This window comes from Piscinibacter sp. PDB5-1, assembly GCF_056676035.1.
In genome coordinates this window covers 380248-394956 of sequence record NZ_JBWVZL010000003.1, presented here as the reverse complement: position 1 = coordinate 394956, position 14709 = coordinate 380248, and the positions used below count along the sequence as shown (strand labels likewise).

Sequence of the window (14709 nt, the reverse complement as noted above, 5' to 3'; positions counted from 1 at the left end):
GGAATGCAACTTTTACCGACGAAGCCGGCGCTGCTGGGTCTTCACGGCGCGTGGCGCGGGCACGTCGTTTGCCCGATCTCACCTATTAATGCTTTGCGAGACTGCCATGAAACCCCTGAGCCATGCCCAAGCCCTCGTGCTGAGCAACCCCGAGCGACCGGGTCGCGAACGCAGCGACCACGCAAACCTCGACCCCCGCCGGCGCGCCGTGCATCCGCGAAGCGACCAGACCCGCGACACACGGGTGGCGTCGCGCTCGCCGTCGCGCGGCGAGCGGCCCACCTGACTGCTGCGGGTGCGCAGCGCCGCCGCCGGGCATGCGGCCTGCCGAGCAGAAGCTCCCGGGCCAGGCCCGTCAACCGAAAGGACAAGACCATGACCATGAGCCATGACGACATCGTCGACACCTTGAACGACCTGATCGAAACCTGCAAGGACGGCCAGTTCGGCTTTCAAGCCTGCGCCGAACACGCAACCTCGGCCGAGCTGCGCAACCTCTTCACGCTGCGTTCGCGCGAGTGCGAACAGGCCGCGGCCGAGCTTGCGCCGCTGGTCCTGCAGTACGGCGGCAAGCCCGACCAGGGCGGCAGCGCCACCGGGGCCTTGCACCGGGGATGGGTCGCCGTGCGCGGCTCGCTGGTGGGCTACAGCGACCAGGCCATGCTCGAAGAGTGCGAGCGTGGCGAAGACGCGGCCTTGGCGCGCTACCGCAAGGCCTTGAAAGAGGACGTGCTGCCCGAGCCCGTGCGGGCGATCGTGGCCCGCCAGCAGTTGGGCGTGCAACGCAATCACGACCAGATCAAGCTGCTGCGCGACCGCTTGAAGGCCACCACCTGACTGCACCGGCCTCATTGATGACCCAGCGCGCGGCCTCTACAACAGGCCGCGCGCCTTCGCTCGTCCGTACGGGGCAAGCCGAGGCCACCGCAGCGCAGGCGGTGCCCGAAGGCCTGGTGTACGTCAGCGACGACGGCCCGGGCATCCGCCGCGTCAAGCGCGGGCAGGGCTTTGCCTACCGGCGACCCGATGGCCGCTGGATCACCGACGAAGCCGACTTGGCGCGCATCCGCCGGCTCGCCATTCCACCGGCGTACACCGACGTCTGGATCGCCCCGCAGCCCCACGCGCACCTGCAGGCCACCGGCCGCGATGCGCGCGGGCGCAAGCAGTACCGCTACCACCCGCAGTGGCGCGAGGCACGCGACGCTGGCAAGTTCGAACGCATGCTCGGCTTCGGCCGCGCGCTGCCCCGCATTCGCCGCCGCGTGGCGGACGACCTCGCTGCGGCCACTGGCGCCGTGCCTTCGCGCTTCGCCGTGCTGGCGGCCATCGTGCGCCTGCTCGACACCACGCTCGTGCGCGTCGGCAACGACGAGTACGCCCGCCAGAACGGCTCGTTCGGCCTGACCACGCTGCGCAACCGGCATGCCGAGGTGCAGGGTGGCGTGCTGCGCCTGCGTTTTCGCGGCAAAAGCGGCGTGCGCCACGAGGTTCGCCTCGACGACCCGCGCGTTGCGCGCATCGTGCGCCGCTGCCAGGCCCTGCCCGGGCAAGAACTCTTCCAGTACGAAGACGAGTCGGGCGACATGCGGGGCATCGGCTCGGCCGACGTCAACGAGTACCTGCGCGCCTGCAGTGGCATCGACGTCACCGCGAAAGACTTTCGCACCTGGCATGCCACCGTGCACGCACTCGCCCTGATGTGCGAACGCTGCCGCGCGGGCGAGGTCGGCGCTCGTGCGGTGAACGAGGTGCTCGGCGAGGTGTCGTGCCGCCTGGGCAACACGGTGGCGGTGTGCCGCAAGTCTTATGTGCATCCCGGGGTGCTCGATGGCGAGGCTCTGGCCCAGACGCTCGCCACGCACGACACGCTGCCGCGCGGCCATGCGCAGGCGCCGACTCGTGGCCTGGTGGCCGACGAGCGCCGCCTGCTGAAGTTTCTGGCGACGGCCGGCGGCACCCGCCCGCGGTCCGGGCGCCGCGGCAAGACGCCGCGCGAGTCGACCCGTCGCCTGTCTCGACCATCACCCCCACCCACCCACAGAGGAACCGCATGAAGACGATCGACCACAGCGCACTGGGAGAACTGCTCTCGCGCAAAGAAGACGCTGTGCTGCAGAACTGGTCTGCCCAGCAGGCGGCGCTCGGCGTGAGCCGCGGTGGCGTCGCCGAGGCGCGCCGCCTGTCGGCCGATCTGCTCGCCGCGCTGCGCCACGCCCTGCAGCAGGCGCCCGGCGGCGACATGCAGAGCGCGGCCTGGCAAGACCTCAAGCGCCTGCTGAGCGACCTGGCCACCGCGCGTGCGCGCCAGGGAGTGAACCCGAGCGAAACCGCGACCTTCGTGTTTTCGCTCAAGCAGGTGCTCTTCGCGCTGTTTCAAGAGGAGTACGCCACGCAGCCCGAACGCCTGGCGAGCGAGACCTGGGCCGCGACGCTGCTGCTCGACCGCCTGGGCCTCTACACGGTCGAGCTGCACCAGAAGAGCCGCGAGGAAATCATCGTGCGCCAGCAGCAGGAACTGCTGGAGCTGACGACCCCGGTCGTGCAGCTGTGGGAAAACATCATCGCGCTGCCGCTGATCGGCACGCTCGACAGCTCGCGCACGCAGGTCGTGATGGAAAACCTGCTGCAGAAGATCGTCGACACCGGTTCGTCCATCGCCATCATCGACATCACCGGCGTGCCCATGGTCGACACGCTGGTCGCGCAGCATCTGCTCAAGACCGTGGCCGCTGCACGCCTGATGGGGGCCGACTGCATCATCAGCGGCATTCGCCCGCAGATCGCGCAGACCATCGTTCACTTGGGGGTCGACCTGTCCGAGGTGACCACCAAGGCCTCGCTGGCCGATGCCTTCACCGTGGCGCTGGCCCGCTCGGGCGCGACGCTCAAGCCGGTCAGCCGCGTGGAGTGAGCACGGTGGAGCGCATCCCGATTCTCAAGATGGGGCGGTTCCTGCTGGTGACCATCCAGGTGGACATGCACGACCGCCTCGCGCTGAGCCTGCAGGACGACCTCACCGAGCGCATCGTGCGCGACCGGGCCAAGGGCGTGCTGATCGACATCTCGTCGCTCGACGTGGTCGATTCGTTCATCGGCCGCATGATCAGCAACATCGCCGCGATGTCGCGCGTGCTCGACGCGCGCACCGTGCTCGTGGGCATGCGCCCGGCGGTGGCGATCACGCTGGTCGAACTCGGCCTCACCCTCGACGGCGTTCAGACCGCCTTGAACGTGGAGCGCGGCATGGACCTGCTGCGCTCGCAGGCGTGAGAGGCACCGGTGCACCCAGACAGCAGCGACATCAGCGCCGAACTCAGCCGCACCATGGAGCTTCAAAACCAGGAGGACGTCGTGCGGCTGCGCCAATCCGTGCGCGACCTTGCGCTGGGCAGCGGCTTCAGCCTCGTCGAGCAGACCAAGCTCATCACCGCCGCCAGCGAACTGGCGCGCAACACGGTCATTCATGGCGGGGGCGGTATGGCCTCGCTGTACCAGATGCGCCGGCTGGGTCGCGCCGGCGTGCGCCTGGTCTTCGAGGACCAGGGCCCTGGCATCGCCGACATCGAGCTGGCCATGAAAGATGGCTTCACGACCGGCAACGGCCTGGGCCTGGGCCTGAGCGGGTCCAAGCGCCTGTGCGACGAATTCGAACTTCACACCCGAGCCGGAGAGGGCACGCGCGTGTCCATCACGCAATGGAAACGATGAACCCCGGCCTCGTGCCCACGCTGCGCATCGAGATCAGCGACACCACGCAGGTGGCCGCTGCACGGCGCTCGGCCATCGAGCGGGCGCGTGAACTCGGCTTCAACGAAGAAGACGTGGGCCGCGTGGCGCTCGTCACCACCGAGGCCGCCACCAACGTCATCAAGCATGGCGGCGGGGGCGAGGTGCTGGTCTCGGTGCGCGACTGGCCGGCGCCCGGCGTCGAGGTGATCGCCATCGACAAAGGTCCGGGTTTCGTCTACGGCACCGCCCTGGCCGACGGTTTCTCGACCGCCGGCACGCTGGGCCAGGGCCTTGGGGCGATGAAGCGCATGGCGACCGAGTTGCAGGTGCACTCGTCGGCCTCGCGCGGCAGCATCGTGCGCGCGCTGGTGTGCATGGCCAAGTGCAGCCCCGAACCCAACGAAGCGAATTTCGACTACGGCGTGATTGCGCTGCCGCACCCCGGTGAGTCGACCTGCGGCGATGCGTGGCATTGCCGCGTCGAAGGCGACGCAGTGCTGATGACCGTGATCGACGGCCTGGGCCACGGCAGCCTCGCGCATTCGGCGGCCTCGAATGCGGTCGAAGAGGCCGCACAGATGCCCGCGTCGCCCGAGCACCTGCTCGATCGCGCCCATGGCGCGCTGCGCAGCACGCGCGGTGCGGCGATGGCCGTCGCCCTGGCTGACTTGCGCGGTCGCCGCGTGCGCTTTGCGGGTGTCGGCAACGTGGCCGCCGTGCTGACCGGGCGCGGCGAGAGCCGCCACTTTCTGTCGATGGCCGGCATCCTCGGCCACAACATGCGCAAACCCCGCACGCACGAGCACGGGTGGGACGAAGGCATGGTCTTCGTCATGAACAGTGACGGCCTGTCCACGCAATGGAGTCTGAAGGACGAGCCCGAACTGTTCGACCAGCACCCGAGCGTGATTGCCGCCGCGCTCTACCGCGACCACCACCGGGGGCGCGACGACACCACCGTCTTCGTCGCACGCCTCGGTGGGCCTTACCACGATTGACCGCATGCACCCCCAAACCCTCATCTCTCTCGACCTGCGCGCCGAAGCCGATCTGGTGGCGGCGCGTCGCAGCGCGCGTGAAGTGGCCCAGGCGCTCGGCCTGGGCGCGCAAGACCAGAGCCGCGTGGCCACCACCGTGTCCGAGATCGCGCGCAACGCGCTGCGGCACGCGGGCGGCGGGCACTTGCGCTACGAACTGCTGCTGGGCGATCGCCCGACCCTGGCCATCTGCGTGCGCGACGAGGGCCCGGGCATCGCCGACGTGCGCGCCGTGCTGGCCGGTCGGGGCGCTGCGCGGCTCGGGCTCGGACTGGCCGGGGCCCACCGGCTGATGGACCACTGCGAGATCGACAGCACGCCCGGGCGCGGCACCACCGTGGTGTTGCACAAGCGCCTGGCGCATCCGGCCTCGCACTTCGGCGACAGCCAGGTCGAGACCATCGTCTCGCAGCTGTCGCGGCGCGATCCCGCCGCCCGCTGCGAGGAAGAGCTGCAGCAGCAGAACCGCGAACTCGTCGCCACGCTGGCCGCGCTGAACGAGCGTCAGGACGAACTGGCCCGCCTCGCGCGTGAACTCGAAGACACCAATCGGGGCGTCGTGGCGCTCTACGCCGAACTCGAAGACCAGGCCCAGCAACTGCGCCGCGCCGACGAGACCAAGTCGCGCTTCCTGTCGAACGTGAGCCATGAGTTCCGCACGCCGCTGAGTTCGATCCGCGCGCTGGCCAAGCTGATGCTGTCGGGGGTCGATGGTCCGCTGTCGGCCGAACACACCACGCAGCTCGGCTTCATCCTCAAGGCCGTGCAAGACCTGTCGGAGCTGGTCAACGATCTGCTCGACCTGGCCAAGATCGAAGCCGGCCACGTGAGCCTGAACTGCGCCGAGCTCTCGCTCGACGAACTGTTCGGCGCACTGCGCGGCACGCTGCGTCCCCTGCTGACGAGCCCCGACGTGGCGCTCAACTTCGACGCCGAGCCGGGCCTGCCGCCGCTGTGGACCGACGAGGCCAAGCTCACCCAGATCCTGCGCAACCTCGTTTCGAACGCGCTGAAGTTCACCGTCCAGGGCGAGGTGCGCGTGAGCTGCACCCGCGCGCCTGACGACCCCTCGCGCGTGCTCTTCTCGGTGCGCGACACCGGCATTGGCCTGGCCGACAAGCACCTCGAATGGATCTTCGAGGAGTTCTCGCAGGTCGAGCACGAGCTGCAGCGCCACCACAAGGGCACGGGGCTGGGGCTGCCGCTGTGCCGCAAGCTCGCACACCTGCTGCACGGCAGCCTGCGCGTCGAAAGCCGCCTGGGCGTGGGTTCGTGCTTCTGGCTCGAAATGCCGATGCGCCAGGGGCAGGGCGCCGGCGAGTCCAACGTGCCGGCGGCATGATCGACATGAAGTCCCTCACCGAACACCGTGCCCGGGTACTCAACGTCGACGACAACGACGGCGCACGCTATGTGAAGTCGCGCCTGCTGGCCCTGGCCGGCTACGAGGTGCTCGAAGCACGCAGCGGTACCGAGGCCCTGGCGCTCGCCCGCTCGCAAGCGCCCGAGCTCGTGCTGCTGGACGTGAAACTGCCTGACATCAATGGCTTGGAGGTGTGCCGCCAGATCAAGAGCGACGACGCGACGCGGCACATCCTCGTGCTGCAGACCTCGGCCTCGCTGGTGGACAGCGCACACCGCGTGAAGGCCCTCGACGCGGGGGCTGACAACTACCTGGTCGAACCCATCGACCCCGAAGAGCTCGTGGCCAACGTCAAGGCGCTGCTGCGCCTGCGCCGCGCCGAAGACGCCTACCGCCGCGCCAAGAGTGCGCTGGGCGAGAGCGAAGAGCGCTTCCACCAGCTGGCCGAAGCCATCACCGACGTGTTCTGGGTGCTCGACGTGCTGGCCGATCCGCCTCGTTTCCTGTATGTCAGCCCCGCGTATGCACAGAGCTGGAAGCGCGACACCGCCGAGCTGCTGCTCGACCCCGACGTGTGGTTCCAGCGCATGCACGCCGAAGACCAGGCGCGCATGCGCGCCCACTGGAATGCCCCCGTGGCCGGCTACGAGGACGAATACCGACGCGGCGAATGCTGGATCGCCGAGCGGGCCTTTCCGGTGCGCGACGCGCGCGGGCGCACCTACCGGCTGGCCGGCGTGTCGCAAGACATCACCGCGCGCAAGCGGGCGGAGCTGCTGCTGGTCGAGGCCGACCGCCACAAGAACGAGTTCCTGGCGATGCTGTCGCACGAGCTGCGCAACCCGCTGGCGCCGATCCGCAACGCGGTCGATGTGCTGGCCCACGGCGGCGACCTGCGTGACGACGTGCACCAGAAGGCCGTGCGCATCATCGCCCGCCAGGTCGAGCACCTGGCGCGCCTGGTGGACGACCTCTTCGACATCTCGCGCATCAGCCAGGGCAAGATCGCCCTCGACCTGCAACCGGTGCAACTCGACACCGTGATCGCCGCGGCCATCGAGACCTCGCGCCCGCTGATCGACGCCAAGCGCCACGTGGTGCGCGTGCACCTGCCCGAGCCGCCGGCCACGCTGCGGGCCGACGGCGTGCGGCTGGCGCAGGTGTTTGCCAACCTGCTCAACAACGCGGCCAAGTTCACGCCCGCGAACGGCAGCATCGCCATCGAAGGCGTGCTGCGCGGCGCGACGGTCGAGGTCGGCATCATCGACAACGGCATCGGCATTGCGCCCGATGTGCTGCCACGCGTGTTCGACCTGTTCGCGCAGGCCGACCAGACGCTCGACCGCTCGCAGGGCGGCCTGGGCATCGGCTTGTCGCTGGTGAAGACCATCGTTGCGCTGCACAGCGGTTCGGTGCGCGCGGAAAGCGGCGGGCCCGACCGGGGCAGCCGCTTCACGCTGACGCTGCCGGTCATCGAGCACGTCGAACCCTCCGCGGCGGACGAACCGTCGGCGGGCGCCCCGCGCGCGTTGCGCGTGCTGGTGGTGGACGACAACATCGACGCGGTCGAGACCATGGCCTTGCTGCTCGAATCGCAGGGGCACGAGGTGTTCACCGCCACCAATGGTCCGTCGGCCATCGACCGCGCGGCCAGCCTGCGACCGCAGGTGGTGCTGCTCGACATCGGCCTGCCGGGCATGAGTGGCTACGAGGTGGCACGTGCCTTGCGAAAGCGAGAGCAGCCGGGCGAGGCGCCGGTGGTGCTGGTCGCCATCAGCGGCTACGGCCGCGAGAGCGACCGTGCCAGCGCGCGCGAGGCCGGTTTCGATCACCACCTCGTGAAACCCGCTGATCCCGAGCGCATCTTCGAGATCATGGGGACGGTGTAAAAACGGCGGTCCCGCTCCGGACACCCTTCGGGGCCCGGCGTAGTCATTCCCAACGGCGCGTGCCTTGCCGCCTCCTTTACCGTGCGATTGCAGTCCTTCCGCTTTCTGTTGCGCTGGCCCACCGCCTCGCTGCGGGCGTATTTCATGGCCGTGATCGTCGTCGCCACCGTGCCCATCAGCGCGCTGGCGGCCTACCTGATTGCGCTGCAGATCCTCGATGGCCGCGCGCAGCTCGAAGCCACCTTGCAAAACACCGCGACCGGCTTTGCAGTGACGGTCGAGCGCGAGATCGTCTCGTCGATCGATGCGCTGTACATCCTGTCGTACAACGACCGGCTGCAGCAGGACGACACCGCGGGCTTTTTCGGGGCCTTGAGCGCTTTGCCCACCTTGCGCAGCACGTGGAACAGTGCCTACCTCGTCGACCTTGACGGGCACATGGTCTTCAACATGCCGCAAGCGCCCGGCCAGCCGCTCGGCCGCCTGCAAGACGTGGCGGCGCTCAAGCGCCTGAAAGAGACCCGCCGCCCGGTGCTCACCGACGTGATCCGCGGGGCCAATGGCGAGTTCACTACCGGCATCCTGGTACCGGTGGAGGTGAAGGGACAGCTGCGCTACGCGCTCGGCGCGTGGATCGACACCGCGAGCTGGCAGCGCCTGATGGCCAGCGCCACGGTGGGCCCGGGTGGCTTCGTCTCATTGTTCGACTCACGCTTTCGGCTCATCGCGCGCAGCCGGGAAGGTGAGCGCTTCGTGGGCCGTGAGATCCCGCGCGAAGCGCAGCGGCCCATGGTGGGACGCGGCCGGGGCATGCAAGAGGCCGATTCGCTGAACGGTGGTTCGAACTACGTCGCCTGGCAGATGATCGACACGGCCGGCTGGGGGGTGGCGGTGGGTGTGCCATCGGACCCGATCAACCGCGCCCATGCGCTGTCCTTTGCCACCGCCCTGGGGGCGGGCTTGCTCTCCCTGCTGTCGGGCTTGGCGCTCGCGTGGCTGGTGTCGCGCCGGGTGGCCTCGCCGCTGCATGCGATGGCCACGCAAGGGGCCGAGGCGCTGGCCACCCGCAGCGAGGTGCTCGAACTGGCCTGGCTGCAAGAAGCCCTGCACGTCGCGCATGCGCAGCGCGAAAGCGCACGCGAAAAGCTGCAAGCCAAGGCGGATGAATTCGAAGCCCTGTTCCACAGCAGCCCCATCGGGTTGGCGGTGGCACAAGACAGCGAGTGCCGCCAGGTGCTGCGCAACCCGGCGCTGCTGGCCATCTTTCATGCCGCACCCGACGGCGAACTGCCGCCGCACCGCACGTTGGTCGATGGCGAAGAGCTGCCGGTGCACGAGCAACCGCTGCGCCGTGCGGCGCGGGGCCACGTGGTGCGCGACGTCGAGCTCGAAATCGTTCACCAGGACGGCCGCCGCACCCGGCTGATCGCGCACGCCGTGCCGCTGTACGACGCGGCGGGCCTGCCCCGTGGGGCCATCGGTGCCTACACCGACATCTCTGAGCGCAAATGGGCGCAAGACGCGCTGATCCACACCGAGCGGCGCCTGCGCGAGAGCCAGCACTTGGTCGAGCTGGCGCAGGCGGCGGGCCACGTGGGGTTCTTCAACCACCAGTTCGCGGCCAACGCCGTCACCTGGACCTCGGGCCTCGCGCGCCTGTTCGGCATGGACCTGTGGGAATTCGAATCGGGCTGGGACGCCTGGCTCGAGCACATCGACGCCCAAGACCGCGACAACGTTCGTCGCGCCGTCGAGACCGCCCGCCGGCGCGGCCACGACCAGGCGACCTTCGAGTTTCGCGTGCACCACCGCGATGGGTCCGAGCGCTGGCTCTCGGGACGTGGCGTGCTGATCTACGACGGCGCGCAACACCCGCTGCACATGATCGGTGTGGTGGTGGATGTGACGCAGCAAAAGAACGTCGAGCGCGAACGCGCCGAGTTCGTTGCGCGCGAGCACATTGCCCGCGTCGAGGCCGAAACCGCCAACCGCGCGAAAGACGAGTTTCTGGCGATGTTGGGCCACGAACTGCGCAACCCGCTCGGTGCCATTTCGGCGGCCTCTGAAGTGCTCAACCGCGTGGCCTCTGAGCACGACGCGGCGGTGCGGGCGCGGCTGATCATCTCGCGCCAGACGCGCCACCTCGCGCGCCTGATGGACGACCTGCTCGACGTGGCCCGGGTGATCGCCGGCAAGATCACCCTCTCGCGCCACCCGCTCAACATGGCCCAGGCGGCGCAGCGCCTGGTGTCGACGCTCGAAGTCGCGGGCATGCTCAAGCAGCACAAGCTCACGCTGCAACTGCAGGACGTGTGGGTCAACGCCGACGGCACGCGGTTGGAGCAGATCGTCAACAACTTGCTCACCAACGCAATCAAGTACACGCCCGAGGGCGGCAGCGTGACGGTCAGCGTGAGGCCCGAGAACCATGAAGCCGTGCTCGAAGTGCGTGACACCGGCGTGGGCATGACGCCTGCGCTGCTGGCACACGTGTTCGACCTCTTCGTGCAGGGCGAACGCTCGCTCGACCGGCGGCAGGGCGGCCTGGGCATCGGCCTCACGCTGGTGCGGCGCCTGTCCGAGCTGCACGGCGGCACCGTCAGCGCCGCAAGCGACGGGCCGGGGCAGGGCAGCGTCTTCACCGTGCGGCTGCCGCGCGTCAAGGAAGTGGCCGAGGTGCCTGCACCCGCACCCAGTGCGGGCGCCGAGGAGCAGGCTCAGCGCCGTGTCGTGGTGGTCGAAGACAACGAAGATGCGAGCGAGGCGCTGCGTGCACTGCTCGAACTTGCCGGCCACGAGGTCTCGACCGTGCCCGACGGTGAAGCGGGCGTGAAAGAGGTGATGGCGGTGGGCCCCGACATCGCGCTCATCGACATCGGCCTGCCTTCACTCAACGGCTACGAAGTCGCGCAGCGCCTGCGGCAGGCCGGCCACACGGGCTGCCTGGTGGCGCTGTCGGGCTACGGGCAGCCGCAAGACGTGGCGCGCGCCATCGCCGCCGGCTTCAATGCGCACCTCGTGAAGCCGGTGGACCCGGAGGCGCTGCAGGCGCTCGTCAACGCGGCCTGAGCGCGGGGTCACCCCGGGTCATCGGCGGCTCACTTCTTCTTGGGCACCGCGAAGCGCACCGTCACGACCTTTTTGTCGGCGAGCGTGACGGTCGCCACGACCTTGGCCCCGGGCAGCAGCTGAATGCCCTTGGCTTCGAGCTTGTTGGCCCCGGCGGGCTTCAGTTCGGCCTCGCTCTTTGTGGCCCCGTTCAACACCGACAGCTTGCCGCTCGCGCCCTGTATCGGCAGCGGCTTGTCGTGGTCTTCGAGGTAGAGCGCCGCGCCGTCGGGCTGCGCGACCAACTCGAAGCCCAGGTCGCTCGCACTGCGGGCGATGCCGCCGTGCTTGGGTTCGGCCGATCCGTGCGCTTGAGCGATGGCCGTGGCAGCCAGCGAGCAAACGGCCACGGCCGCGATCAACAGTTTTTTCATGGGTTTCATCTTTCGGTGAAGGGCAGCGGACGACGCGTTGGAGGCGCCACCGCAGCGTTTGGTTCGCGTGGTCGGGTTGTTCACAAGGCTTCGTCGTCGGCCACTTCGAGCAGCCGCTCGGTGGGGCGCCGGCCGACGGCGGCGTACACCAACGGCGTGATCAGCGTGTCGAGCAGGGTCGAGCTGACCAGCCCGCCGAAGATGACCACCGCCACCGGGTGCAAGATTTCCTTGCCCGGCGCGTCGGCCGCCAGCAGCAGCGGCGTGAGCGCGAAGGCCGCGACCAGCGCCGTCATCAGCACCGGCGTCAGCCGCTCCAGCGAGCCGCGCACGATCATCGGCACACCGAAGGCCTCACCCTCGAACTTGCACAGATTCACGTAGTGGCTGATCTTGAGGATGCCGTTTCGCGTGGCGATGCCCGCGAGCGTGATGAAGCCCACCATCGAGGCGACCGACAGCTCCACGCCGGCCACCCACATCGCGATCACGCTGCCGATGAGTGCGAGCGGAATGTTCGCCATCACCACGCCGGCCAGTACCGCCGACTTGTAGCGTGAGTACAGCACCAGGAACATCAGCGCCAGCGACACCAGCGACAGGCCGGTGATCAACCGCGTGGCCTGCTCTTGCGCCTGGAACTGGCCTTCGAGGCTCACGAAGTACCCGCTGGGCAGACGCGTCTGGTCGAGCACACGGCGGATGTCGGCGACCACACGGCCCATGTCGCCGCCCTTGGTGTTGGCGTAGACGACGATTCGGCGGCGGCCGTTTTCGCGGCCGATCTGGTTCGGCCCGTCGCCTTCTTCAACGCTGGCGAAGGCCGACACCGGCACGCGGCCGGCCGGCGTGTCGATCACCAGGTTGGCCAGGTCTTGAGGGCGACGGCGTTCGTCGGGCAGGCGCAGCACCAGGTCGTGGCGGCGCGCGCCATCGACGATCTGCGCGACGTGCGCGCCATCGGTCAGCGTCTGCAAGGCCTGCACCGCCTGGCCGGGCGTGAGCCCCAGCTGGGCCGCCTGGCGGTGGTCGATCCGCAGCTTGATCTGCGGGATCAGCACCTGCTTCTCGACCGTGAGGTCCACCAGGCCCGGCACGCCGCTCAGGCCCTGGCGCAACTGCTCGGCCAAGCCGCGCAAGGTGTCCACGTCGTCGCCGTAGACCTTGACCGCAATCTGCGCGCGCACGCCAGACAGCAGGTGGTCGAGCCGGTGTGAGATCGGCTGGCCGATGGCCACCGCGCCCGGCAGCACCGCCAGCCGCGCGCGGATGTCGGCCATCACCGCTTCCTGGTGGCGGTCTGAGCGCTTCAGGTCCACCTCGATCTCGGTCGAGTGAACGCCTTCGGCATGCTCGTCCAACTCGGCGCGGCCGGTGCGGCGGCCGACCTGCACGACCTCGGGCACTTCGGCGATCAGGCGCTCGGCCACCTGCCCCATGCGGTTGGCCTCGGCCAGCGAGGTGCCGGGGTTGAACAGCAGCGACAGCACCAGCGAACCTTCGTTGAAGGGGGGCAGAAAGCTGCGCGGAAAGAAGGGCACCGTGGCCGCCGCGATCAACGCGGCGACAGCGGCCGAGCCGATCAGCCACCGCGCACGCGGAAACGACCACTGCAGCAGGCGTTCGTCGTGCCGCTTGAGCCAGGCCACGAGCGGGCTGTCGCCGTGGTCGAGCCGCTTCATGCGCGGCAGCAGCCAGGCCGCCAGCGCGGGCGTCACCGTCATCGAGACGAGCATCGACGCCAGGATCGACACGATGTACGCCACGCCCAGCGGCGCGAACAGCCGGCCTTCGATGCCCGGCAGCGCGAACAGCGGCACGAACACCAGCACGACGATGGCCGTGGCGTAGACGATGCCCGAGCGCACCTCGACGCTCGCGCGTCGCACCACTTCGAGCACCGGCAGCGGCGCATCGGCGGTGCGGTTCTGCTTGAGGCGGCGCACGATGTTCTCCACATCGACCACCGCGTCGTCCACCAGCTCGCCGATGGCAATCGCCAGGCCGCCCAGCGTCATCACGTTGATCGACTGGCCCATCAGCTTGAACACCAAAGCCGTGACCGCCAGCGACAGCGGAATGGCCACCAGCGAGATCAGCGTCGTGCGTGCCGACAGCAAAAAGGCGAACAGCACGATGGCGACCATGACCGCCCCGTCGCGCAGCGCCTCGGCCACGTTGCCGATCGAGGCGCTGATGAAGTCGGCCTGCCGAAACAGCACCTTCGGCGCGGCCAGGCCCGGCGGCAGGCCGGGGCCCAGCTCGGCCAGGGCGGTCTCGATCTGGCGCGTGAGCTTCACGGTGTCGGCATCGGGCTGCTTCTGCACGCTGACGATCACCGCCGGGCGGCCGGCATAGCCCGCGTCACCGCGCTTGAAGGCCGGCGCATGGCGCACTTGGGCGACCTGCTCCAGCAGCACCGGTCGCCCGTTGGCCCACGCGACCGCGACGCCCTGCAGGTCTTCGAGCCGGGTCGTGCGCGCCAGGTGGCGGATCAGGTACTCGCGGCTGTTGAGGTCGGTGAAGCCACCGCCTGCGTTGCTCGCAAAGCCCTTGAGCGCCGCCTCGACCTGGCTGAGCGACACGCCCAGCTGCGCCATGCGCACGGTGTCGGGCTCGACGCGCAGCTGCCGCACTTCGCCACCGATGGGAATGACCTGCGACACGCCGGCGATGCCCAGCAGGCGCGGGCGCAGCACGAAGTCGGCGTACTCGCGGGCCTGCATCGGCGTGGCAGGCGTGAGCTGGCCGTCGGCCGGTGCCGCGATCGGCAAGGCGATCAGCATGATCTCGCCCATGATCGACGAGACGGGCCCCATGATCGGCGTGACGCCTTCGGGCAATTGCTCGCGCACCAACGACAGCCGCTCGGCCACGAGCTGGCGGTTGCGGTACACGTCGGTGCCCCAGTCGAACTCGGCGTAGACGACCGACAGGCCGACCCCTGAGGTCGAGCGCACCCGTGTCACGCCGGGCATGCCGTTGAGCCCCGTCTCGATGGGGAAGGTGACGAGTTGCTCGACCTCTTCGGGCGCCATGCCGCCGGCTTCGGTGAGCACCGTGACCAGCGGTTTGTCCAGGCCGGGGAACACATCCACCGGCGTGCGGCTCGCGGTGAGTGCGCCATAGGCCATCAGCAGCAGCGCCACGGCCAGCACGAACAGGCGGTTCGCCAGGCTCGTGCGAACGATCCAATTGAACATCGT

12 protein-coding genes are annotated in these 14709 nt (G+C 69.1%); 10 read left to right on the top strand and 2 right to left on the bottom strand.

The features are described from left to right. The first annotated feature begins 106 nt into the window (after positions 1–106). From AC1KAT_RS14770 to AC1KAT_RS14725, 10 genes are all read left to right on the top strand, one after another. The gene (locus AC1KAT_RS14770) at positions 107–286 is read left to right on the top strand and encodes a hypothetical protein (protein WP_480327247.1); all 180 of its coding nucleotides are present in this window, start codon (positions 107–109) and stop codon (positions 284–286) included. Between the two features lie 89 nt (positions 287–375). Continuing rightward, the gene (locus tag AC1KAT_RS14765) at positions 376–837 is read left to right on the top strand and encodes a ferritin-like domain-containing protein (protein ID WP_480327245.1); all 462 of its coding nucleotides are present in this window, start codon (positions 376–378) and stop codon (positions 835–837) included. A 17-nt stretch (positions 838–854) separates the two neighbouring features. Next, a complete protein-coding gene (locus AC1KAT_RS14760) occupies positions 855–2057 on the top strand; it encodes a DNA topoisomerase IB (protein ID WP_480327243.1) in 1203 nt (400 codons plus the stop codon). Then, the gene (locus tag AC1KAT_RS14755) at positions 2054–2914 is read left to right on the top strand and encodes an STAS domain-containing protein (protein ID WP_480327241.1); all 861 of its coding nucleotides are present in this window, start codon (positions 2054–2056) and stop codon (positions 2912–2914) included. Before AC1KAT_RS14760 ends, AC1KAT_RS14755 begins: the two co-directional genes overlap by 4 nt. Before the next feature lie 5 nt (positions 2915–2919). Beyond that, positions 2920–3273 (top strand): STAS domain-containing protein, encoded by a 354-nt coding sequence (locus tag AC1KAT_RS14750; protein ID WP_480327239.1) that lies wholly within the window; start codon positions 2920–2922, stop codon positions 3271–3273. A 54-nt stretch (positions 3274–3327) separates the two neighbouring features. Beyond that, a complete protein-coding gene (locus tag AC1KAT_RS14745; protein WP_480327770.1) occupies positions 3328–3711 on the top strand; it encodes an anti-sigma regulatory factor in 384 nt (127 codons plus the stop codon). After that, complete coding sequence (locus AC1KAT_RS14740) at positions 3708–4730, top strand: ATP-binding protein (RefSeq protein WP_480327237.1); 1023 nt, start codon at positions 3708–3710, stop codon at positions 4728–4730. Before AC1KAT_RS14745 ends, AC1KAT_RS14740 begins: the two co-directional genes overlap by 4 nt. A gap of 4 nt (positions 4731–4734) precedes the next feature. Continuing rightward, positions 4735–6111, top strand: a complete 1377-nt coding sequence (locus tag AC1KAT_RS14735; protein ID WP_480327235.1) for an ATP-binding protein — start codon at positions 4735–4737, stop codon at positions 6109–6111. 5 nt (positions 6112–6116) lie between these two features. Next, complete coding sequence (locus AC1KAT_RS14730; RefSeq protein ID WP_480327233.1) at positions 6117–8021, top strand: hybrid sensor histidine kinase/response regulator; 1905 nt, start codon at positions 6117–6119, stop codon at positions 8019–8021. Between the two features lie 81 nt (positions 8022–8102). Further along, positions 8103–11090, top strand: a complete 2988-nt coding sequence (locus AC1KAT_RS14725) for a hybrid sensor histidine kinase/response regulator (RefSeq protein WP_480327231.1) — start codon at positions 8103–8105, stop codon at positions 11088–11090. A gap of 29 nt (positions 11091–11119) precedes the next feature. On the opposite strand, the gene AC1KAT_RS14720 is transcribed toward AC1KAT_RS14725, so the two are convergent. Then, the gene (locus AC1KAT_RS14720; protein WP_480327229.1) at positions 11120–11503 is read right to left on the bottom strand and encodes a hypothetical protein; all 384 of its coding nucleotides are present in this window, start codon (positions 11501–11503) and stop codon (positions 11120–11122) included. An 80-nt stretch (positions 11504–11583) separates the two neighbouring features. Beyond that, positions 11584–14706, bottom strand: a complete 3123-nt coding sequence (locus tag AC1KAT_RS14715) for an efflux RND transporter permease subunit (protein ID WP_480327227.1) — start codon at positions 14704–14706, stop codon at positions 11584–11586. Between the last annotated feature and the right edge of the window lie 3 nt (positions 14707–14709).